This is a genomic window from Methanoregula sp. (assembly GCF_049518935.1).
Classification (GTDB): domain Archaea; phylum Halobacteriota; class Methanomicrobia; order Methanomicrobiales; family Methanospirillaceae; genus Methanoregula.
In genome coordinates, this window is the sequence record NZ_JBEKRH010000004.1 from 158,809 (window position 1) to 178,493 (window position 19,685).

Here is a 19,685-nt window from a genome sequence, read left to right on the forward strand (position 1 = left end):
CTGTCGTACGACAGGGAAATTCCCGATTCGACTTGGAATTCTTATACACGACAAAGAGCCGTACTCTTTTAGAATTCGCCGTCCTGTTCGAAACTCCGGCCGTACCGGATCGCAAGTTCCGCCTTGTATAGTTCCCTGCCGAGATACCCCCCATGGTCGAGGAGTGATACATCCCCGTGGGCGATGATCGTGTTCAGCACATCCTGCCAGCGTGTGCCGGTTGCCGCCTTCCCATGGATCACGGCAACGATCCGGTCTCCTTCAATCCCGATCCGGAAGTTGCCTTTCGGGTCATAGGAGATATTCTCCGGAGCCTGCTGAAGGGGAAGTACCGCATCGTACTCCAGCGGGGGCTCACGCCGCCGGCGTTTCTCCTTGAGGATAAGGAGATCTATACCGAGGTCCTTTGGGTATGGCCGGCTTTTTGCAAGCGCCATCATCCCGGTCGCTTTCCGCATCTCCCGGATGGACCCTCTGGTCTTGTCGGAATGTTCGCTCGTGAAGAGTACGGCTGCGCCCAGCTCCATCGCCATCCCGGCGAGAAGTGCATTCATTCCCGGTGAATCTGCGTCAAGAAGCTCGGTCACATTGCCGGCACCAAAGAAGAGGGGGTACCTGCTTTTCCGGAACTGTCGCAAAGATCCAACAAACCCGGATCCGACCGGCTGGAGAAGAGGGTCGGCGATGATACAGGGGATCCCCGCCCGTTTTGCCATAGCGATATTCTTTGTAAGCGTGCTCCTCCCCGGTACGATGATCGCGGCAGCCCCGGCTTCTGCGACCGCAGTTCCCACGAGTGGAATATTCTCCTCCTGTAAACTGAGGATGATATCTGCCCGGCATAAGGCAGCCTGTATCAGGGCAGGGTCCTGGGTATCGGCGGCAAGAGGCTGGTCGATACCGTCAAGCGCACCAAATACCCGTATGACCTCCCCGGGTGTCGCATCAAACCCAAAGCCGAGATCCACGATATCCGCCCCTTCCGAAAAGAAGGATTCAACGAGATTCCGGATATCGTCCCGCTTGTGGGCATCCATGATCTCGGCGAGCACTTTCATCCGGGATCCGCCGCCGATCTTTATTCCGCGGATAATGCATTCGCAGTCAGCATCCCGCTCCAGTTCGTTGATCCGCCGCATCGCATCCGCCGCATTCCCGCTGGCAAGAAATTCGTCGGCCGGGATGGTACGCGAGAGCGTGATCGAGCCCAGTTGCGGGAGGATCAGCGCAAGATCTGCTGCATGACGGGGCCCGCGGTAGACCGGGACACCTGTCCCGCGCTCCACCTGTTCGAACGATGCGGTACTCATGCCGGAAACGATGACCATATCGTACGTGCCCTTCGTCACCAGTTCCCTGAGCCGGTGCGGGGTTAAAAATGATGCAATCTCTCCGGTCACCACGACATCCGCATCGAACCCGGCGGCTGCTTTCCGGACCATCTCTTCGGTGGTGGCACCGGTGGGAAGGAGGATGCGCATAAGTTCCCTTAATACCAGAGAGATAAAAACACTATGATCAGATGCTGACCTGCGACCTGCACGTACACACCAGTTATTCCAAGGATGGCGAGAGCAGCGTAGAGGAGATCCTCCGGGCTGCCGAGGCCGCAGGGCTTGATGCGATTGCCATCACTGATCACGACTCTGTCGACGGGGCAAAAAAGGCACTCACCCTGTCGTCATCTGTCCTCGTGATCCCGGGTATTGAGGTATCGACCAAACAGGGCCATCTCCTCGTGCTCGGGGTGACAGAGATCATACCCCCGGGCCTTGATGTGGTGGACACGGTCAATATAGCCCGGCGGATGGGTGCACTGCTGATCCTCCCCCACCCTTACCATGTCTGGCGCCACGGGGTGGCCCGGCGCAAGAAAGTCGGGATGTCGGTTGTCGACGCAGTGGAGTCCTTCAACAGCCGGTACATTGTGGGCTCGGCCAACAAGAAGGCGGCCCGGATCGCCCAGCGGCTGGGGAAACCCTGTGTCGGGGGAAGCGATGCCCACAACGCGAAGTTTGTCGGGTTTGGCAGGACCTTTGTCGAGGCAGAGAAGAACGTACCCGCGATCCTCGAGGCGATCCGGGCAGGAAAAGTATCCTGCGGTGGCAGAAAAACACCGCTGCGCACCTACACGCGCCAGTCTATCAACAACACATGGAGAAAGATCAAAAGGATAACAAGGCACATGCAGCTCCGGTAAGGCTGGCATTCCGGGTCTCGTACCTGGGAAGCAGGTTTTTCGGATCCCAGATGCAGGTGTCATGCCGTACCGTGGAAAGCGAGTTTGTGGCAGCATGCCAGAAGCTCAGGCTGTTCGACGATTGGCGGGAGGCGGGATTCCTGTTTGCCGGGAGAACGGATCGCGGTGTCCATGCAACCGGACAGGTTGCGGCTTTCACTACCGCCGCGCCGGACCGGGCGATCCGGGCCATCAACACCCGGCTTCCCCCGGACTGCTGGTGCACCGGGTACGCCGAAGTTGCGCCCCTGTTTCACCCGCGGTTTGACGCAAGGAGCCGGACGTACCGCTACTATTACGTCACACGTCCGCGGGATATTGCCTCCATGAAAGCAGCTGCTGCCAGTTTCCTTGGAACCCACAATTTTTCCCGCTTCGCACGCATTGAAAACAAGAATCCCCTCAGAAATATCCTGCGGATTGCGGTGCTGGAAACAGACGGGTTCGTCTGTCTTGAAGTGATGGCAGAGAGTTTCCTCTGGCATCAGGTGCGCAGCATGGCGGCGGCACTGCTCCTTGTAAGCAATGGCGAGGCAGATACGGACTCAATTGCCCGGCTCCTCGATGCGTCCGGGGAACCCCCCCTCCAGCCCGCCCCTGCCGAAGGGCTGATTCTCCATGACACGGATTGCGGGATTGCATGGAAACCCCTGCCCCCGCATGAGCGGAGCTCCGGATTTGTCAGGGATCTCTGCCGGCACCATGCCCTCATGGAACATGTGTGCAAGGCAGTGAAACCGGAATAATGAAAAAAAACGGCTACAGGAAACCATGTAACCGGGCCGGGTCTTTCTCCGGATTGCCGGGTATTATCCGATGTTGCGGGCACACCCGCTTGCTTTTGCCGCTTCACTGACTGCCCGGGCGACCGCGGTCACAACCTTACGATCGAGGACTGCCGGGAGGATCCTGTCCCTGCGCGGCCTTTTTACGTAGTCTGCAAGTGCATGGGCCGCGGCGACTTTCATCTCATCGGAGATCCGGGTTGCCTGCACATCGAGTGCGCCCCGGAAGATTCCCGGGAATGCAAGGGCGTAGTTGATCTGGTTGGGAAAATCACTCCGCCCGGTCCCTACGATCGCCGCCCCCGCTTGTAGTGCATCACCTGGCAGGATCTCCGGCATGGGGTTTGCCAGGGCAAAGATGACTGGGTCCTTGTTCATCGACCGGACCATGGAGGGCGTGATAATCCCCGGCACTGATACGCCGATACAAACATCAGCGCCATCCATGGCATCGGCAAGGGAACCCGTCCGGCCCGTCCTGTTCGTCTCCTCGCCGATGATGAATTTGTACTTGTTGCCGTACAATCCTTCGCGGTGACGGTGGATGATCCCGCGGGTATCGCAGACAATGATATCATGCACGCTGCTGCAGATGTCGGGGTTGTACCCGATGCACCTGAGCATCCTCGTGATGGCAAAACCGGCAGCACCCGCCCCACACACTACGATGTTGAGATCCTCGAAGTGTTTCTTCGTCACTTTGCAGGAGTTCAGCAGCGCTGCCAGCACAACGATCGCTGTGCCATGCTGATCGTCGTGCATGACCGGAATGCCGATCCCCTGGAGTGACTCCTCGAGTTCGAAACACCGGGGTGCCGCAATATCCTCAAGCGCGATCCCCCCAAACACGGGTGCAATGTTCCGGATGTCGTCGGCAAATTCCATATGGGAGTGCTCAAAACAGATCGGGAAGGCGTCGATCCCGGCCAGTTTTTTAAAGAGAAGGGCTTTGCCCTCCATTGCGGGGATCGCGGCATATCCTCCGATGTTCCCGAGCGAGAGTACACGTGACCCGTCGGTAACGATGGCGATGGTATTGGCCTTGATGGTGTACTTGTATGCAAGATTCCGGTCCCGGTGGATCTCCCGGCAGACCTCGGCAACGCCCGGGGTATAGGCAAGGGAGAGATCATGCCGGTTCGTGACCGCAACTTTTGACCGGATTTCGATCGCCCCCCGGTGCTTCCTGTGGAGCTCGAGGGATTCCGCATACACGTCCTTCGTTCTCTCCCGTTTCATACCCTCGCACCTCAGGTCAATGAACGCGATGACATGACATCAATGTTGTTGTCAAACGTCAGGATAGATCCCTACCGCCAAAGGTGGTATCGATCCACGCTGCGATGTCATTGCGCACGGAGCGGTAAGCCGCGAGAATCTCCTCGTCGGATCCGCCATATGCATGAGGATCACGAAAACCCTGATGCAGGGTCTTTTTCGCGTAGGAGAAAACCGGACAGACTTTGTGCGCCCGGTCACAGACCGTAACTACGATATCGATGGGCTTACTCCGGAACTCGTCAAGCTGTTTCGACCGGTGATGGGAGATATTTATCCCAATTTCCTGTATGACTGCAATAGCACGGGGGCTTACGGTCGATTGCCGTGTACCGGCACTGAATACGTCATAACGGTCCCCGTATTTTGCCATGAGCAGCCTCTCGGCTATCTGGGACCGGGCGGCATTTGCCGTACAGATAAACAGAACCTGTGGTTTTGTCGTGTTTCTCGCCCCGACGCGGTTATTATCGTCAATCCCGATCTATTGCTGAATAATTCTTCAGTGCCATCTTCATCCTCTGTTTCATGCGATCCGCATAAAACTCCGCCATCAGGGATCTCGCATAGGCCCCCGGCAGACGGGGGAATGTAGTTGTTTTGCGCGATTCGCTGCAGGAGGGCTGCCTGAATGTCCGCATCCGCTGTAAGATTTAATGCCATCACTTCACTGATGGATTCATCGAGCCGGATTATGCCCACTTTTTGCCCGTCAATCGCGATTTGCCTGACTTGGGAAAGGGCATCAGCTGCAAACGGTGAGAGTTTGGCGTTCATACCCGGTGTCCTGTTGAATGTTCTTATTCGCTTTTGGAATTTTTCAGCGTGGGGATACAAAAAGTGTTTGTTTCCATGGGCCGGTTCCCGACTGATGCTACCGTTCACCGCAACAGGGGCTCCCCTCCCCGCCACAGCCACACTCCCCGCTGTCCATATTCTTTCCCCTCAGGGCAGCGCCGATCATTGCCCAGGCACACCCGACACCGTTTTGCACTTCGATCGCCTGGACCGGACAGTTCCGGGCACAGGCCCCGCACTCCATGCATATGGACGGGTGTTCGAGCCGGACAGTACCTGTTCCCGGTGAGAAGACCGCGTGGGGGCAGACCTGGAGGCAACGGGTGCAGTTGATGCACCGGTCAGGATAGAACGTAAGTGTGGTCTCAGTGTACGAGTCGAAGGTCAGCAGTTGCCTTCCCTCTCCTCCTCGGACTTTGCTTTGCTTAATTCCTCGGAAATTAAAGAATCCCGATGAATTTTTTTCCTTCCCGGACGTTTGCCGGATTTTTTCCGGAGCGGACATCAGATCGCCCCCAGAAGCCGGCCTGCACCCAGCAATATCCCCAGCAGCACACCAGCGCCTGCCATGAATGCCATGACCGGCACGTACCGGAAGATCTCCTTTTTTACCCCGGTCCGCGAGGTGAACGGGGTCGAGCCGGTGAAATTGAGTGCGAGGTACGCGGTCACGGCAGGGATGATGAGCAGCGGAATGATCGCGCACGCTATCGCCAGCCACCCGGCAAGATGGGGATCCGTTCCGTACAGTACGGCAAAAGGCAGGGCGACGATTCCGCCGAGGATAAACCCTTTTGTTGAGAAATCGTGCGTGGGAATGAACGGCAGGAGGATTGGGAAGAGGATCGTCCCGGCAATTACGGCCGCGACCACGGCGAGGGCAGCGGAGAGCCCGGCAAGGAACCAGAACATGATCGCCGCCACAAGGGCCGGCAGCAGCACATGAACCAGCTCGACCGGTGCAAGTACTGCCCGATCCCGGAGGGGGAACTCCACCCTGCGCATCGCAGGTGTCGCCGTGTGTGACCTGAGATATTCCGGTAGATCGCGTGCCCGGACAGGGCCGTACTCTACGGTGAACCCGGTGCGGCGCAGTACGTCCGGCCACGATATGCCGGGAGCACCCAGCTGGGGGACGATGATCCGCCGGTTCCTGACAATACCTGCCAGACCCGCTGTCCCGATCTGCCGCACCAGTTCATCGGTGCTGAATGTTCCTTTGCCGGCAGCGCACCACACATTGATCCCTTTCGTGTCCAGTACCAGGATATAGGCATCTACTCCTGCCAGTGCAGAGCGGAGCGCATCGAAACTCAGCGTATAGTTCGCCGATGCAAAGACCGGGGAATCGGGACCGGGATTCCCGAGTCGATACAATCCCGGCATAATCCTGTGCCCGCCACGGTTAACGGCCCAGCGGGCAAGGAAATGGTCGAGCCGGTTGGCAGCGGTGATCCTGCTGTCAGCAACCAGGATTTCCGGGGATGATCTGTCTTGGTCCGCGCAGTTGGATGGGGCAGGGTCTGTCTCCTGTGTGCATGAGCAGGATGAAACAGGTGCTGGTGTCACAATTGTCCCTCCTTACACGAGCGGGGGTGAGAAGGTTGCAAGCAGGAGCACCCCTTCTCTCCCGGCAGTGATGCTGTGGATCTGGTCGGCAGGCATGATGCCCATCGTGCCGGGTTGGTACCGGATGTCCACTCCTTCAAGCATGCATATCCCTTCCCCGCACAGGACATCGTGGATCTCCACCATGTCTGCATGGGTGTGATTACCGATGGAGCAGCCGGGATCGATCCGGACATGGTGCAGGGACATGCGCCCCCCGGTATCAGCACCCGTGATCAGGTGTCGCAGGGAGACGCCGGTGAATTTCGGGTTGGGGTTCCACGGAAGCATGGAAACCGTGTGAAGTTCCTGATGATGTGCAACCGTAAGTTGGCCAGGGGAGGGTGCGACTTCGCAGCCGCATCCGAAGGCTGCAGATTTTTTGTGGGAATTCATCGTGATCATCATTTCAAATTTTATTGAAACAACATGAGCGGGTGATGATTAAATAGGTTTGCATTTCACAATAATTTGAAATGGTTCGCACAAAGTCATCGTGTTGTAGTGGCAGGCTGCGCCGTGCTAAGACGGCCGACAGCGTCATTCCGGCCCAGGTCTTGGAGGAGCCTCGACCGGCTCGGCGGATTTGAGGCGCTCGCAGAGCATATCCCCGCCACGGACAGGCTTGAAGTGAAAAGCCGGATCCATCATGCATTCGCAGACCCGCTCCGGCTGACGACTCTCCATCTTGTCCGCGACCAGCCGCTCTGTGTCCGTGTCATCAACCGGTTCATGCGAATCTCCGACTCAAAACTCTCCTACCATCTCACCATCCTGAAAGATGCCGGTCTTATCGAAGGGGAATACCACGGCTACTGGATCATTTACAGCATCACCGGGACCGGCAGCCGGTACCTTTCGATATGGGCCCTCTATTATTGCCTGTATGCGTCCAGTGATTCACCACCCATTTTTTTATCAGGCTGCCGGCCTAAGAGACGATTACGGTATGACAAAATTTGTCTGCGATGGCTGCGGGAAATGTTGCGCCGGGTATGGATCGTTCATCAGGATAGAGCGCCAGCTGAATCACTGTGACTACTACTGCCGGTACAGCCTGAGCGGAGACGTGTTCCCGGTCCACACGGATGCTGAATATGCTGACGAGATCGCGGACCGGTACTCCGATGGCACCGGGATCGTACCGGGTGAGAAAAAACCATGTCCGTTCCTCTGCCGGAATAAGAACGGCGAAGGATTTGTTTGCGGCGTTTATGCCACCCGGCCTCCCGTCTGCCGGGAGTTCCAGTGTTACCGGATGCTCCTCTATAACCGGGAAGGGCAGCTGGTCGGCAGGGTAATCGGGGCCGGTGGGATCAGCACGTCCGATGAGTCTCTCGCTCAGGTCTGGAATGAGCACGTCGCAGGCCTGCCGCATGCGCATCCCCCGGGCGCAAACGATCCGGTATGGGTGAAAAAGGTCACCGCAATTCTCGCAGAACACGGATTCCATGGAGATCCGGTAGAATAAGAAAAAATTTTGAGAAAAATTATGTTGAAGTATTGACTGCAGTCACAGTCATGCCCGCACTTGCATTGGCTGATGTTGTAGCCTGGGTAGTGACATTTGTCACGCAGCCCTCGTTTCTGAAGAGTGCCCACTCCTCGCAGCTGGTTCCGTTGGTGAATGTGCACATACCATACTGACCGCCGTCAGCAGCGGTCTTAATCTCGGTTGTTCCACCGATCTTGCCACAGTTGACTGAGGCGGGGTTTGCCATGCCGGCAGTTCCGGCAGATGTGGGTGCCGCTGTTGCAGCGGGTGTTGCCACGGGCTCGGCGATTGTCGGAACGGTGGTCTGGACAGCGGCAGGTGCCTGCGTCTGCGTACATCCTGCAACAAGTAAGCCGGCAATAATGCAGGCTCCGAGAATGACAAAGATACTGGTTTTTGACATCATGATAATTCCACATATCATAAGCAGGCTCCAGATAAAAAGATCGTCGGAATGATATTACTACCGCTGCCCGGAGTGAGCAGCGGCTTTCATTCCTGACACGTAATCCCTGAGCTGCCGCTCCATCGTGCTGGGATCCTTAAGATTCCTCTCGACAATGTCAACAATTGCACTTCCGACGATAATACCCTCGGCCCCGGCAGCGGCACATGTTCTCGCATGGTCGGGAGTGGAGATGCCAAAGCCCAGCGCCAGCGGGAGGTCCGTGTGCGTCCGGACCCGGCGGAGGAGATCGAGAGCCTCTTCGGGAACCGTGTCCCGTACACCCGTGACACCGAGCACAGAGACAAGGTAGAGATACCCTCCCGCTTTTCCTGCAATCTTTGCGATACGCTCCTCATCTGTAGTCCTCGTGATAAGGAAGATTGGATCGATTCCGTACCGGGCAGCGATCCCGGTTACTTCTTCCGACTCCTCCACTGGCATATCCGCGATGAGGATCCCGTCAACGCCCGCCTCCTTTGCCTCTTGGTAAAACCGCTCGATTCCCCTTCGGTAGACGATGTTGTAATACGTGAGGAAGACGATCGGGACTTCTGAATATTCCCGGATCTTTTTTACCAGTGCGAAGATCGTTGTGGGTGTAGTGCCGGCTGCACGCGCCCTGTCGTCAGCTCTCTGGATGGTTGGGCCGTCTGCCACGGGATCGGAGAACGGGATGCCGATCTCGAGGATGTCCGTACCCCCGTCAATCAACGCCCGCGCAATCCGGAACGAGGTCTCTGCGTCCGGATCCCCCCCTACAGTGAACCCGATGAATGCGGTCGTCCCGGGTTGTTCAAAGACTGTTTGTATCCGGCTCATAATGCACGTCCCTGCAGCCTAGCCACTTCAGTCACATCCTTGTCACCGCGCCCGGAGAGATTCACGATAACGATATCGTCCCGGTCGAACCGGTCCCGGTTATTCATCACCCAGGCAACGGCATGGGCCGATTCGAGCGCAGGGATGATGCCTTCCGTTCTCGACAGGAAGGAGAACGCTATGAGCACGTCTGCGTCGTTGGCAGCCGCATAAGTCACCCGGGAAGTGTCTTTCAGCATTGCATGTTCGGGACCAACGCCGGGATAATCGAGGCCCGCGGAGATGCTGTGGGTGGGCAGTACCTGCCCGTCCCTGTCCTGCAGGAGATAAGAGAGCGCCCCATGGAGTACGCCCGGCTCACCGGCGCAGAGCGTTGCGGAATGTTCGCCGGTCTCGATTCCTTTCCCCCCGGCTTCAACGCCGATCAATTCCACATCGTCGTTCAGGAACGGGTAGAAGATGCCGATCGCATTCGATCCGCCGCCGACACAGGCAACGATCGTGTCCGGGAGACGCCCTTCTTTCTCCATCACCTGCTCCCGCGTCTCTCTCCCGATCACGGACTGGAAATCCCGGACCATGAGGGGGTACGGGTGCGGGCCCACCACCGAACCGAAGAGGAAATAGGTGTCCTCAACATGCGCTACCCAGTACCGGAGTGCCTCGTTTACGGCGTCCTTAAGGGTTCGGGTGCCCGAAGTTACCGGCACTACTTTTGCCCCCATCAGTTCCATGCGGAAGACATTGAGCGCCTGCCGCCGGGTGTCGAGCTCCCCCATATAGACCTCGACCGACATACCGAGTGCTGCCCCTACAATTGCGGTGGCAACCCCGTGCTGGCCGGCGCCGGTCTCGGCGATCAGCCGTTTCTTGCCCATGCGCCGGGCGAGGAGTGCCTGCCCGAGAGTGTTGTTGAGTTTGTGCGATCCCCCGTGAACAAGATCCTCGCGCTTGAGGTACATCCTGAACCCGAGTTCCCGGGAGGCATTTCCGCAGAACGTCAAGGGGGTCATCCGCCCTGCATATTCTGTCTGGAGTGCGGCAAGTTCCCGGGCAAATCCGGGATCCTTGCTGGCCTTCTCGTACGCGTCCTCAAGTTCGATCAGGGCACTCATGAGTGTCTCTGAAACATATTGCCCACCGAATGTACCGTATCGTCCTTTCCGTGTCATCTCACTGTCTCCTGGATGCGGCGATGAACGCTCGTATCTTTTCATGGTCCTTGATCCCCGGTGATGTCTCGACACCCGTGGCCACGTCCACCGCGTAGGGCCGGACCTTCTTTACGGCCTCACTCACATTCTCCGGTGTTAACCCCCCGGCAAGAATGACCGGGATGGTCGAGCGCTCCACGGCATCGCGGGCATACGAAGGATCATATACCCTACCCCTTCCATGGCTGTCGTCGACAATAACCGCATCGCAGTCTTCCGGTAACGGATCGCCCCTCCCGATCACCCGGATCACCTGCACGCCCGGATCTTCCTCGAATTGAAACGGGTGCGAGATCTGGATAGCTGAGGGGTTCAGTGCGATCATCTGTGCAAGATCCTCTTCGGATCTGGTATGGCTCACTGCAACGGTCGCTGTGAATGGGCCGATAGCGTTAAAGATCTCCCGTGCCCGTTCTATAGACACAACCCGGTGCGATACGCCCCCGGAAAAGACAACAACGCCAATCGCGTCGGCCCCGGCTTCTTCGGCAAACCGCGCATCTTCCAAGCGGGTGATCCCGCAGATCTTTACGCGCATACGAACTCCTCGAGCTTCTTCCGCGGATGCTCATGGGCCATGATGGACGAGCCGATCAGGAATGCATCGCAGTACTGTTTCATCTCACGGACATCATCCGCGGATCTCATGCCGCTCTCGGAGACGATCAGCCGGCCTTCCCTGCAGACGCTTTTCGAGAGGATGCGGGTAGTCGAACGGTCAATGGTCATTGTCGAGAGATTGCGGTTGTTGATGCCGATAAGTATTGCTTTCGTATCCAGTGCAGATTCCACTTCCTCAGGATTGTGGACTTCGACCAGCGGTTCAAGACCATAATCGGCTGCACGGTCAACAAAGTCCGGCAGTCGTGCGCCAAGAACAGCGGCGATCAGGAGCACGGCATCAGCCCCGAGCGCCCGTGACTCGGCGAGCTGGCGTTCATCAATGATGAAATCCTTCCGTAGGATAGGGAGGTTCACGGCACTTCTCACCCTTGCGATGTCCTGTCCGGTCCCCCCGAAGAAGTAGGGCTCGGTCAGCACCGAGAGAGCTACGCACCCTCCTTCTGCAAGTACGCCAGCCATCTGCGCCATATCTACATTGCGCCGGATCATACCCCCGCTCGGCGATGTGCACTTGATCTCCGCGATTACCGCGTTTTTCCCGTTCTTCCCTCGGATAGCGCCGGCAAGACTTGCGTGAATACGCGATGGCGGTTCCGGAAATGTTGCCGGAAGCAGGGCTGCCCGTCTCTCCGATCGCCGGACAATCTCGTCCAGTATCATGCTGTACCCCGTGTAGCCTCGACCAATGCGTCCAGCCTGCCAAGGGCGCATCCCGAATCGATCGATGCAGCAGCATGGGCTATCCCCTCCCGGAGATCGCGGGCTCCGCCGCCCACGTATATTGCTGCACCGGCATTCAGGAGCACGATGTCCCTGCCGGCACCCCGCTCGCTGCCAAGGATCTCGCGTAAGATCCGGGCGTTTGTCCCGGCATCTCCCCCGGCAAGATCCGACAACTGGGCACCGGCGATACCGAACGTCCCGCAGGAGATCGTATAGTTCCGGATGTGATTATCGGACAATTCTGACACGTTCGTCTCTCCGGTTGTAGTGATCTCGTCCAGCCCGCTTCCGTGCACGACCATTGCCCGGGAGATACCAAGCAGGCGGAGCACTTCTGCCATTGTGAGCGTGAGGTTGGGATGGTAGACCCCGAGTACCTGTGCCTCTGCCCCGGCAGGGTTAGTGAGCGGACCGAGAATGTTGAAGACCGTCCTGCACCCGATCTCCTGTCGGGCGGCCATGACGTGGCGCATTGCGGGATGGTGGCTCGGTGCAAAGAGGAATGCAATCCCTACCTGCTCGATAATTCCCGCCTGGGCGCGCGGATCAACGGAGAGATTTACTCCGAGAGCGGAGAGAACATCCGCTGAACCGCAGGTGCTGCTCACGCTCCGGTTACCGTGTTTGACTATCGGAATCCCCGCACCTGCTGCGACGAATGCCGCGGTAGTGCTGATATTGAACGTATGCATCCCGTCACCGCCTGTCCCGCAGGTGTCCACGAGCGGTTTACGGTTGGACGGCCTGACAACGATCGCGTGTTTTCGCATCACCGTTGCAAATGCAGCAATCTCTTCCGGCGTCTCGCCTTTCATGTGCAATGCTGCCAGGAATGCACCGATCTGAGCCTGCGATGCTTTCCCCTCCATAATGGCATCCATGATCCTGCCGGCCTCGTCCTTGCTGAGATCCTGGCGACCAAGAAGGCGTTGCAGGCCCTCTTTAAATATCATGATACCACTCCCGTCTGTTCCAGGAAATTTTTGAGTATCCTGTCCCCCTCTGTCGAGAGGATGCTCTCGGGGTGGAACTGAACCCCCTCAATCGGGAATCGTTTATGACGAACACCCATGACATACCCGTCATCACCGCTTGTTGCAGTCACGATGAGGTCGCCGGGAAGGGACTCCTCACGGGCTACCAGGGAATGGTACCGCGTGGCAGTGAACGGCTGCGGGATGCTTGAGAAGATCCGTTTTCCGTCATGATAGATGGGCGAGGTCTTGCCGTGCATCAGATGCACTGCCCGTATGACTTCCCCTCCGAATGCCGTGCAGATTGCCTGGTGGCCGAGGCAGACTCCGAGTGTCGGGATTGTCCGGCTCAGGGTTTCCAGCACATCGAGGCAGACACCGGATTCCTGTGGCGTGCCCGGGCCCGGTGAAAGAATGATCCGGTCGCAGGCAATCTCTTTCAGAACCTCAAGGGATGTATCACAGGGAAGCACGACCGGCTCGGCACCCAGTTTTCCGATCTGCTGGTAGAGATTGAAGGTGAAGCTGTCGTAACAGTCCACGATCAGGACCTTGGGGCTTTTCACAGGCATACCCCCGATCGCTCGATCGCCCGCAGCATCGCCGCAGCTTTATTCTCAGTCTCCTTCCACTCATTCTCCGGAACTGAGTCTGCTACGATTCCCGCCCCGACCTGCACGGAAGCCAGGCCGTTCCTGACTTGGATCGTCCTTATTGCGATAGCAAAATCAAGGTTCTTGTCAAAGCCGATATACCCTACGGCACCTGCGTACAGGCCGCGGGGACCTGCCTCCTGATCATCGATAATCTGCATGGCCCGGATCTTGGGTGCGCCCGAAACGGTCCCGGCCGGGAAGCAGGACCGGAAGGCATCGTAGCAGTCAAGGTTGTCGCGAAGTACACCGCTGATCGTCGAGACGATGTGCTGGACATGGGAGAACTTCTCGATGCCCATAAACTCGGTAACCTCGACCGATCCGAACCGGCAGACCCGCCCGAGATCGTTTCTCGCAAGATCGACGAGCATTGTGTGTTCGGCCCGCTCTTTCCTGTCAGCAAGAAGTTCTTCTGCGAGCCGGTCGTCCTCCGCTTTCGTACTGCCGCGGGGCCGGGTCCCGGCGATGGGGACTGTTGTCACCCGCCGTTTTTCCACACGCACGAGCATCTCGGGACTTGCCCCGATCACCTTCTCATCACCAAAATCCAGATAATACATGTAAGGGCTTGGGTTGATCTCCCTGAGTGCAGCATACACGGCGAACGGATCCTTGCTGATGGAAAATTCCATGCGGCGGGAGATCACGGCTTGGAAGATATCGCCAGCCACAATGTGCTCCTTGACCCTCTGCACGGCCGCATGGAATACATCCTGTGAGATGGAGAGGGAAGCCTGTGCGGGAGGAACCGGGGTACCTGACGGTAGGTTCGTTCCTCCATGCCCTCCGGTCAGCGTAACGATGCGATTAACCTGGGCTTGGATCTTTGCAACGCTCCGGTAATATTCTCCTGATAGATCCGAATCGTACGTCAGGAACGGGCTTGAGAAGATGAAGAGCTTCCTGTCCCGGTGATCGATTACGATGCAGTCCTTGGTCAGCATGAATCTGGCATCGGGTTCTTTACCCTCCTGATCCAGATCAGAAGTCTTGGTCCTCTCTACTTTTTCAAAGAGCGAGTAAATGCAGTCGTACGCAAAATAGCCGACCAGCCCTCCGAAAAACCGTGGCGCTTTGACGTTCATGTAATGAAACCGGGACAGGATCGACCTGACCTGATCGACCGGGTTATCCCCTTCCGGATCCCGGGCAATGGCAACGAATGGGTCATTGCCCTGCACGTTTACCGATGTGCCGATGGTGACCACCATCTCCGGATCGATGCCGATGAACGAGTACCGGGCAAGTTTCTCGCTTCCTTCCATGGACTCTAAAAGGAACCCGCGCCCGGTTCTGGTCCCTGTATAAATGTCAAGGGGAGAGATATCCGGCAGGGGCAGTTCTGCGCACAGCGGGATAATCAGCGGTTTTGGCTGGGTACTGACTGCGGTGATAAACTCCTCATGGCCGAGATTGAGTTTCAGTTTGGATTGCATAGGTCTCTCCCCGGCTCGCTCCTGGGAGCTGCCGATTCTTCTGGGGGTGTTGCCGGTGTGCTGGAACTTCCGGTAAACATGTCTGCTCTACAGGTTAACTTTGTACATATTTATACATTATTGTAATTTTTTGAACGACAATGCATTTTATATTGCAGAGTACAATCCCCTATTACTGAATGTAAAAACGCAAACTACTAAAGAATCTGGCCCGGGTAACACTTGTGAGATCCTGCAAGGCCAGATGAAAGAAGCAGAATACAATTTTTAAAAATACGGCGGAACCGGAAATTGTTGTGTCCGAAAACATATAATTAAAATAAACTGGCAGGGAGGTACAATAATCTCATTCGGTCCGGATGCCACGGCCTTTGAGCACTTCAGCTTTTTTCTTTGAACACTCCTCGCAACGGAACTCGGGTTCATGATCATGAGTCTTGTCATAATCGCCGGACCGCACCAGCCGGTACCCGCGTGCGATCCTGCCGCAGTCTACACAGGTGATGTTGTCCCTGACCTCCCATTGTGCGGCCAGTGACTGCGAGGTGAAGATGAACTGGTCCACCCAGAAGAAGATCAGCCCCCCGATCAGGTTTGCGATGATCGCCGCCACCAGATACCCCTGACCCATGGAAGCAAGAATGATCCCCGCCCCTGCCAGAAGGGGTGTACTTGCCTGCCACCGCAGCAGGTAGAGCCCGTACCGTTTGTAATTGACCTGCATAGCACATGATCACCCGGCCGGGATTATACATATTGTGCCAGATATCATCTTCAGATCCAGCTCCGATCTCCAACACTCTTATACCTCCTTGACAAAATAGGTACAGCATTTCCGGGGCAGGGGATATGGTGCGCTGTCGTACACGATCATTTGGCTGGGTATTTGTATCACGGATGATCGGGATCATTGGGTTCCTGATCGTGGTGGTCCTTGCAAATATTCTCACGTATTATGTCTCAAACCCGCTTTACCACGCGGGAGTCGGGTTCATCAATGAAAACTTCTGGCTCCTCCTCCTTATTGCGATCATCCTGTTTATGGGGGCGATCTTTGGTGCATTCCCCTTCCCTCTCAATCTGCCGGGGCCCATCATCATGGCAATCGGCAGTGTCTTCTGTATTGCGTTTTTCCTGCGGGTGTTCCAGTGGGTAGACTCTGTGGCGACAACGAACCTGTATCCCATGTTCTGGTTCCTGTCTTTCCTCATCGTACCGCTGGTATTCATCATTGTACTTGCAAGCGGCTACTTCGAGATTATGCGGCAGCTCTGGTGGCAGCCCCGGATCGACCAAACAGATGATGACCAGGTTGTCCACGAAAGTCACATGGGTGTATCTCCCGATGATCGGGTGAATGACGCCAAGTCCTGGGAGGAGATCGGGGGGGAATTCCGCATGATGCTCTATGATATTCTTCACCGGTTCCGCCAGGAGATCAAAAGGAAGGAATAATTTACAAAATAGGCCCGTCACCGGTAACTGTCGGAATTACCAGTCAGGATTCTCCTGCAGGAATTTTCGCTCTTTCTCTTCGAGTTCCTCACAGCTCAGGTGCGCCGGCATGCAGAGGCAGCGATGTTCGATGAAGATCCCGCCTTTGAACGATCCCTGCCGCTCTCCTGCCCCGCAGGCCCCATAGTGTTTGTCATCGCAGTCATGGTAGACCTGCGGCAATCCCTCTCTGGCTGCGCACTCTTTTGCCTCTCTCCACGACTCTGTCATGGAGAAGAATGGGAATAGCAGTATCTTGAGGCTATCGGATTCGGTATACCTGATAAAACCCAGGCCCCCGGAAAACTATTGGCAAAAATGGTTAAATGAATGGAATCAGAACCGGGGTTTCCGGTGCTTGGGCAGGCAGTCCCTGCAATAGACTGGCCTTCCTTCAGTTGGCTTGAAGGGGACTTCGCATTCTTTGCCGCAGTCTGAACAGACTACCTTTGTCATTTCTCTGGGACCGAAATCTCTCGGGCCGCCAAAACTCTTTCTTTCCATGGTATTACTCATGCAGTTTTGTTCTGCGTATATACAATTAACGGTTCAATATAAATACATCTGCATTATGGTAGTGAGAGTATACAACCCATGAAATGGAAAATCTACGGAATAATCTCGCACCCGTTGAATTTTTCGTGGGTGAAATCCTCCTGGCAGATGGTACCACGGGTGATCAGGTCCCGGACCCGGGGCAGCGCCTCAACCAAGGCATCATGCAGGTTCTCAACAGTTCCGCAGACAAGTCTTCGCTCAGCCTTATCCCACGGCCGGGTGATGTTGGAATAGAGGCATCTCCCTCCACAGAAATCCACAATCCGGCATCCGATACACTCGCCGCCAACCGGTATAATTGGAAGGCATAATGGATTGGCGGTTTTGATGTGGCCAAGATAGTACTGTCGCATACCGATCATGACCGGGCAGGGAACGATATGACCATCAGTCAGGATACTGTAATTGGCATAGCCCGAACCGCACCTGAGATGGCTCAGTTGTCCGCGGAGCAGATCCTCCATCGGGTCGAGGAATGGGTACCACTTCGGGATGATGCCCGTCCTCTCCATGCGGTTGACCCAGTCATGGACCAGCGTGTGTATCCCGGGATTGTAGCTCCCATCGGCCCAGTCAGAAAACCGCCGTTGCGAAAAATCTCCCGCAAAATTCGCGTCGATTTGCCAGTGGATTGAGGTGAAGGAATAGTCAGGATTATCGGCTAGGTAACTGACTGCATCAACGATATCGGTCTTTTCCGTGACGGTCATGCGGGCGATGAGTTCTCCTTCATATCCACGCGACCTGATCTTCCTGACGTTCTCCATTACCCTGCGATAGACTCCCTCCCCCCGGTGTGCATCGGTTAGTTGCTCCCGGCCATCAAGAGATATAAGGATTGTGGCAAACCTCTTCACGGTATCCGGTTGGAGCCGGTCGAGTAGAGTACCGTTGGTCTGTATCATGAACCGCTTCACCGGAGCCTCGTGTACGATACGCTCAATCAGGTCCGCCCGGAGGAGCGGTTCGCCACCGTAGAACGTGAGAGTAGGGGACGGATCCCGTTTCAGGAACCGGTAGAGTTCTTCTGTATCATAGGCAACATCCACGGGAAGATCCTCATCAATGATCATATCACGCTCCCCTTCGCTCTCGGGAAGATCGAGAAATGCCTTTGCCCGGCAATAACTGCAACAGAGATTGCATTCATCAGTGAGGATGAGGTGGAAGTACACGGATAACCCGGTAATCATGGGTTGTTTTCTGCGATAAAGGTGAGGCGCGCATCTCAAACACGGCCGGAAGATTCATCGCAGGGGGATATCTGATAGTACTCCGGAGATTCCCGTGGCCGAGAATACATACGGACCGGCATTCCGCTGGAATCCTGAGGATTACCGGAACAGTTCCCCTGCCCAGAAAACGTGGGCTGAGGAACTGGTGAGAAAACTGGCACTCACCGGGAACGAGCGGGTGCTGGATATCGGATGCGGAGATGGCAGTATAACTGCCGGGATTGCACGGAACCTGCATGAGGGAAATTTCCAGATCGTCATCAATGTCGCTCCCCCCGGAGGCCTGGAACTCCACGCGCTGAAAGGACGGCCGAAACGTCTCGTGGATCGTCGGGGACACTGAACGGACTGGAATGTGGATGGTTGGTATGTCTGCGATTATGAGAGATGCGACGAATTGTTTAGAGGGACGATGTCATCCTGCAACGATGAGGCAATTACCGGGCTCGAACTTTTAGTCACAATATTTATTATTGTGGTAATTGCTGGGTCCCTTCCTTTCTCTCTGGGAGAAAAGGGAAGTTCAAGCGATACCGGACCACGGGGCATCATCCACCATTCGATGATAGTACAATAGGGCAAACATCCATCAAATCGGCAGCATGATCGGGACCCCCGCAATCGATACCGTGCAGAACAATGTTCTTATCCGGTTTTCCCGCCCCAACCGCGACCGCGTTGGCGGGGTGAATATGTTCGTATCTTCGTTCACTGGTGATACCGATGGAATTGACATGGACCGGGTGACCGTATTGTGGATGACAAATGGAACTGTTTCAATTATTCCGCAGAGCCGGGGGCCATTTCTCATCTGCCCAAACTGTACGATCACTGGGAAATATAACCTGCTCCCGGGTAACGAGGCGGATGCGGATAATATCCTCGATCCCCATGAGCAGTTCGATCTCTTCATCTGTCCGGAAGAGGGTGCCGCGCCCTGCCAGCAGTTCACCGTCGCTATAACCCCCCCTGAGGCTGCGCTTCCGCTTCCGGTGCGCATAACCGCGCCGTGACGCATTCAGCCCATTATGGTGCTGAATTAGGTTAAACGGAGCATTTTAAGCGGGTATTTAATCGGCGTGAGTACTGCGCCAGAATGTCAAAAATACCCCCAGAAAAATGGCTAAAAACCGGACTTCGACGGCATTTCGACGGAAACCTTTTATATTATCAGGCGTCAATTCTCATTATCAAAACCCGATTGAGGTTTTGAGGTGTTTAAATGGGAACCAAAATTGGAAAAGAAAAGATTCAGCGCGAAAAGGGATACCTCTACTTCATTGGCAAGGACGGGTATGTCT

At 56.1% G+C, this 19,685-nt stretch carries 26 protein-coding genes; 7 read left to right on the plus strand and 19 right to left on the minus strand.

Going from position 1 to position 19,685, the window contains the following annotated elements; genetic code table 11:
* Positions 1-68 precede the first annotated feature (68 nt).
* Positions 69-1,481 (minus strand): dihydropteroate synthase-like protein, encoded by a 1,413-nt coding sequence (locus tag ABSE13_RS05035; RefSeq protein WP_424027404.1) that lies wholly within the window; start codon positions 1,479-1,481, stop codon positions 69-71.
* Positions 1,482-1,522: 41 nt separating this feature from the next.
* Here ABSE13_RS05035 and ABSE13_RS05040 point away from each other — a divergent pair, with 41 nt between their 5' ends.
* Together ABSE13_RS05040 and truA are read left to right on the plus strand one after the other, a co-directional pair.
* Positions 1,523-2,200: a CehA/McbA family metallohydrolase gene (locus ABSE13_RS05040; protein WP_424027405.1), complete on the plus strand. Its 678-nt coding sequence runs from the start codon at positions 1,523-1,525 to the stop codon at positions 2,198-2,200.
* Positions 2,155-2,985: a tRNA pseudouridine(38-40) synthase TruA gene (gene truA / locus ABSE13_RS05045; RefSeq protein ID WP_424027406.1), complete on the plus strand. Its 831-nt coding sequence runs from the start codon at positions 2,155-2,157 to the stop codon at positions 2,983-2,985. Before ABSE13_RS05040 ends, truA begins: the two co-directional genes overlap by 46 nt.
* A gap of 63 nt (positions 2,986-3,048) precedes the next feature.
* On the opposite strand, the gene ABSE13_RS05050 is transcribed toward truA, so the two are convergent.
* The 6 genes from ABSE13_RS05050 to ABSE13_RS05075 form a co-directional block, all read right to left on the minus strand.
* Complete coding sequence (locus ABSE13_RS05050; protein ID WP_424027407.1) at positions 3,049-4,263, minus strand: NAD(P)-dependent malic enzyme; 1,215 nt, start codon at positions 4,261-4,263, stop codon at positions 3,049-3,051.
* A 58-nt stretch (positions 4,264-4,321) separates the two neighbouring features.
* Positions 4,322-4,675 (minus strand): arsenate reductase ArsC, encoded by a 354-nt coding sequence (locus ABSE13_RS05055; protein WP_424027408.1) that lies wholly within the window; start codon positions 4,673-4,675, stop codon positions 4,322-4,324.
* A 14-nt stretch (positions 4,676-4,689) separates the two neighbouring features.
* Positions 4,690-5,079, minus strand: coding sequence for a hypothetical protein (locus ABSE13_RS05060; RefSeq protein WP_424027409.1), 390 nt, complete (start codon positions 5,077-5,079; stop codon positions 4,690-4,692).
* A 97-nt stretch (positions 5,080-5,176) separates the two neighbouring features.
* A complete protein-coding gene (gene hgcB, locus ABSE13_RS05065) occupies positions 5,177-5,605 on the minus strand; it encodes a mercury methylation ferredoxin HgcB (RefSeq protein ID WP_490356171.1) in 429 nt (142 codons plus the stop codon).
* Positions 5,605-6,669, minus strand: a complete 1,065-nt coding sequence (gene hgcA, locus ABSE13_RS05070) for a mercury methylation corrinoid protein HgcA (RefSeq protein ID WP_424027410.1) — start codon at positions 6,667-6,669, stop codon at positions 5,605-5,607. Before hgcA ends, hgcB begins: the two co-directional genes overlap by 1 nt.
* A 12-nt stretch (positions 6,670-6,681) precedes the next feature.
* Positions 6,682-7,104 (minus strand): cupin domain-containing protein, encoded by a 423-nt coding sequence (locus ABSE13_RS05075; RefSeq protein WP_424027411.1) that lies wholly within the window; start codon positions 7,102-7,104, stop codon positions 6,682-6,684.
* Between the two features lie 234 nt (positions 7,105-7,338).
* Between ABSE13_RS05075 and ABSE13_RS05080 the strand changes: the two genes are divergently transcribed.
* Both ABSE13_RS05080 and ABSE13_RS05085 read left to right on the plus strand, forming a co-directional pair.
* Positions 7,339-7,746, plus strand: a complete 408-nt coding sequence (locus ABSE13_RS05080; protein ID WP_424027434.1) for an ArsR/SmtB family transcription factor — start codon at positions 7,339-7,341, stop codon at positions 7,744-7,746.
* Complete coding sequence (locus ABSE13_RS05085; protein WP_424027412.1) at positions 7,658-8,179, plus strand: YkgJ family cysteine cluster protein; 522 nt, start codon at positions 7,658-7,660, stop codon at positions 8,177-8,179. The genes ABSE13_RS05080 and ABSE13_RS05085 overlap by 89 nt, the downstream gene beginning before the upstream one ends.
* A 19-nt stretch (positions 8,180-8,198) precedes the next feature.
* Here ABSE13_RS05085 and ABSE13_RS05090 read toward each other — a convergent pair whose 3' ends face one another.
* The 9 genes from ABSE13_RS05090 to ABSE13_RS05130 all read right to left on the minus strand — a co-directional run bounded on the left by ABSE13_RS05090 (position 8,199) and on the right by ABSE13_RS05130 (position 15,821).
* The gene (locus ABSE13_RS05090; protein ID WP_424027413.1) at positions 8,199-8,609 is read right to left on the minus strand and encodes a putative hemolysin; all 411 of its coding nucleotides are present in this window, start codon (positions 8,607-8,609) and stop codon (positions 8,199-8,201) included.
* 57 nt (positions 8,610-8,666) lie between these two features.
* Positions 8,667-9,470, minus strand: coding sequence for a tryptophan synthase subunit alpha (gene trpA / locus ABSE13_RS05095; RefSeq protein ID WP_424027414.1), 804 nt, complete (start codon positions 9,468-9,470; stop codon positions 8,667-8,669).
* A complete protein-coding gene (trpB, locus tag ABSE13_RS05100; RefSeq protein ID WP_424027415.1) occupies positions 9,467-10,642 on the minus strand; it encodes a tryptophan synthase subunit beta in 1,176 nt (391 codons plus the stop codon). The genes trpA and trpB overlap by 4 nt, the downstream gene beginning before the upstream one ends.
* A 1-nt stretch (position 10,643) precedes the next feature.
* Positions 10,644-11,222: a phosphoribosylanthranilate isomerase gene (locus tag ABSE13_RS05105; RefSeq protein ID WP_424027416.1), complete on the minus strand. Its 579-nt coding sequence runs from the start codon at positions 11,220-11,222 to the stop codon at positions 10,644-10,646.
* Positions 11,213-11,968 carry an indole-3-glycerol phosphate synthase TrpC gene (locus ABSE13_RS05110; RefSeq protein ID WP_424027417.1) on the minus strand — a complete coding sequence of 252 codons (756 nt, stop codon included), beginning with the start codon at positions 11,966-11,968 and terminating at the stop codon, positions 11,213-11,215. The genes ABSE13_RS05105 and ABSE13_RS05110 overlap by 10 nt, the downstream gene beginning before the upstream one ends.
* Positions 11,965-12,984 carry an anthranilate phosphoribosyltransferase gene (gene trpD, locus ABSE13_RS05115; protein WP_424027418.1) on the minus strand — a complete coding sequence of 340 codons (1,020 nt, stop codon included), beginning with the start codon at positions 12,982-12,984 and terminating at the stop codon, positions 11,965-11,967. Before trpD ends, ABSE13_RS05110 begins: the two co-directional genes overlap by 4 nt.
* Positions 12,981-13,571 (minus strand): anthranilate synthase component II, encoded by a 591-nt coding sequence (locus ABSE13_RS05120; protein WP_424027419.1) that lies wholly within the window; start codon positions 13,569-13,571, stop codon positions 12,981-12,983. Before ABSE13_RS05120 ends, trpD begins: the two co-directional genes overlap by 4 nt.
* Entirely contained in the window at positions 13,568-15,097 is a 1,530-nt protein-coding gene (trpE, locus tag ABSE13_RS05125; protein WP_424027420.1) for an anthranilate synthase component I, read from the minus strand. Before trpE ends, ABSE13_RS05120 begins: the two co-directional genes overlap by 4 nt.
* Before the next feature lie 346 nt (positions 15,098-15,443).
* On the minus strand, positions 15,444-15,821 hold the full coding sequence (locus ABSE13_RS05130; protein WP_424027421.1) for a hypothetical protein: 378 nt from the start codon (positions 15,819-15,821) through the stop codon (positions 15,444-15,446).
* A 173-nt stretch (positions 15,822-15,994) separates the two neighbouring features.
* On the opposite strand from ABSE13_RS05130, the gene ABSE13_RS05135 reads away from it, so the two are divergent.
* Positions 15,995-16,552: a hypothetical protein gene (locus ABSE13_RS05135; protein ID WP_424027422.1), complete on the plus strand. Its 558-nt coding sequence runs from the start codon at positions 15,995-15,997 to the stop codon at positions 16,550-16,552.
* A 36-nt stretch (positions 16,553-16,588) separates the two neighbouring features.
* Here the strand turns inward: ABSE13_RS05135 and ABSE13_RS05140 are convergent, their stop codons facing one another.
* From ABSE13_RS05140 to ABSE13_RS05150, 3 genes are all read right to left on the minus strand, one after another.
* A complete protein-coding gene (locus tag ABSE13_RS05140) occupies positions 16,589-16,822 on the minus strand; it encodes a hypothetical protein (protein ID WP_424027423.1) in 234 nt (77 codons plus the stop codon).
* Positions 16,823-16,927: 105 nt separating this feature from the next.
* Positions 16,928-17,095 (minus strand): CxxC-x17-CxxC domain-containing protein, encoded by a 168-nt coding sequence (locus tag ABSE13_RS05145; RefSeq protein WP_424027424.1) that lies wholly within the window; start codon positions 17,093-17,095, stop codon positions 16,928-16,930.
* Positions 17,096-17,199: 104 nt separating this feature from the next.
* Positions 17,200-18,342 (minus strand): TIGR04084 family radical SAM/SPASM domain-containing protein, encoded by a 1,143-nt coding sequence (locus ABSE13_RS05150; RefSeq protein ID WP_424027425.1) that lies wholly within the window; start codon positions 18,340-18,342, stop codon positions 17,200-17,202.
* A 94-nt stretch (positions 18,343-18,436) separates the two neighbouring features.
* Between ABSE13_RS05150 and ABSE13_RS05155 the strand changes: the two genes are divergently transcribed.
* Positions 18,437-18,727: a class I SAM-dependent methyltransferase gene (locus tag ABSE13_RS05155; RefSeq protein WP_424027426.1), complete on the plus strand. Its 291-nt coding sequence runs from the start codon at positions 18,437-18,439 to the stop codon at positions 18,725-18,727.
* Positions 18,728-18,986: 259 nt separating this feature from the next.
* Positions 18,987-19,397 carry a hypothetical protein gene (locus ABSE13_RS05160; protein WP_424027427.1) on the plus strand — a complete coding sequence of 137 codons (411 nt, stop codon included), beginning with the start codon at positions 18,987-18,989 and terminating at the stop codon, positions 19,395-19,397.
* Positions 19,398-19,685: the final 288 nt, after the last annotated feature.

Excerpts from the sequence above, each read along its gene's own strand:
- hgcB (WP_490356171.1), bottom strand. The coding sequence starts at position 5,605 with ATGTCCGCTCCGGAAAAAATCCGGCAAACGTCCGGGAAGGAAAAAAAT.
- ABSE13_RS05150 (WP_424027425.1), bottom strand. The coding sequence starts at position 18,342 with ATGATTACCGGGTTATCCGTGTACTTCCACCTCATCCTCACTGATGAA.
- ABSE13_RS05105 (WP_424027416.1), bottom strand. The coding sequence starts at position 11,222 with ATGCGCGTAAAGATCTGCGGGATCACCCGCTTGGAAGATGCGCGGTTT.
- ABSE13_RS05160 (WP_424027427.1), top strand. The coding sequence starts at position 18,987 with ATGATCGGGACCCCCGCAATCGATACCGTGCAGAACAATGTTCTTATC.
- ABSE13_RS05110 (WP_424027417.1), bottom strand. The coding sequence starts at position 11,968 with ATGATACTGGACGAGATTGTCCGGCGATCGGAGAGACGGGCAGCCCTG.
- ABSE13_RS05060 (WP_424027409.1), bottom strand. The coding sequence starts at position 5,079 with ATGAACGCCAAACTCTCACCGTTTGCAGCTGATGCCCTTTCCCAAGTC.
- ABSE13_RS05050 (WP_424027407.1), bottom strand. The coding sequence starts at position 4,263 with ATGAAACGGGAGAGAACGAAGGACGTGTATGCGGAATCCCTCGAGCTC.
- ABSE13_RS05055 (WP_424027408.1), bottom strand. The coding sequence starts at position 4,675 with ATGGCAAAATACGGGGACCGTTATGACGTATTCAGTGCCGGTACACGG.
- ABSE13_RS05035 (WP_424027404.1), bottom strand. The coding sequence starts at position 1,481 with ATGCGCATCCTCCTTCCCACCGGTGCCACCACCGAAGAGATGGTCCGG.
- ABSE13_RS05085 (WP_424027412.1), top strand. The coding sequence starts at position 7,658 with ATGACAAAATTTGTCTGCGATGGCTGCGGGAAATGTTGCGCCGGGTAT.
- truA (WP_424027406.1), top strand. The coding sequence starts at position 2,155 with ATGGAGAAAGATCAAAAGGATAACAAGGCACATGCAGCTCCGGTAAGG.
- trpB (WP_424027415.1), bottom strand. The coding sequence starts at position 10,642 with ATGACACGGAAAGGACGATACGGTACATTCGGTGGGCAATATGTTTCA.
- trpA (WP_424027414.1), bottom strand. The coding sequence starts at position 9,470 with ATGAGCCGGATACAAACAGTCTTTGAACAACCCGGGACGACCGCATTC.
- ABSE13_RS05090 (WP_424027413.1), bottom strand. The coding sequence starts at position 8,609 with ATGATGTCAAAAACCAGTATCTTTGTCATTCTCGGAGCCTGCATTATT.
- ABSE13_RS05140 (WP_424027423.1), bottom strand. The coding sequence starts at position 16,822 with ATGACAGAGTCGTGGAGAGAGGCAAAAGAGTGCGCAGCCAGAGAGGGA.
- ABSE13_RS05145 (WP_424027424.1), bottom strand. The coding sequence starts at position 17,095 with ATGGAAAGAAAGAGTTTTGGCGGCCCGAGAGATTTCGGTCCCAGAGAA.
- trpE (WP_424027420.1), bottom strand. The coding sequence starts at position 15,097 with ATGCAATCCAAACTGAAACTCAATCTCGGCCATGAGGAGTTTATCACC.
- ABSE13_RS05130 (WP_424027421.1), bottom strand. The coding sequence starts at position 15,821 with ATGCAGGTCAATTACAAACGGTACGGGCTCTACCTGCTGCGGTGGCAG.
- ABSE13_RS05075 (WP_424027411.1), bottom strand. The coding sequence starts at position 7,104 with ATGAATTCCCACAAAAAATCTGCAGCCTTCGGATGCGGCTGCGAAGTC.
- ABSE13_RS05040 (WP_424027405.1), top strand. The coding sequence starts at position 1,523 with ATGCTGACCTGCGACCTGCACGTACACACCAGTTATTCCAAGGATGGC.
- ABSE13_RS05135 (WP_424027422.1), top strand. The coding sequence starts at position 15,995 with ATGATCGGGATCATTGGGTTCCTGATCGTGGTGGTCCTTGCAAATATT.
- trpD (WP_424027418.1), bottom strand. The coding sequence starts at position 12,984 with ATGATATTTAAAGAGGGCCTGCAACGCCTTCTTGGTCGCCAGGATCTC.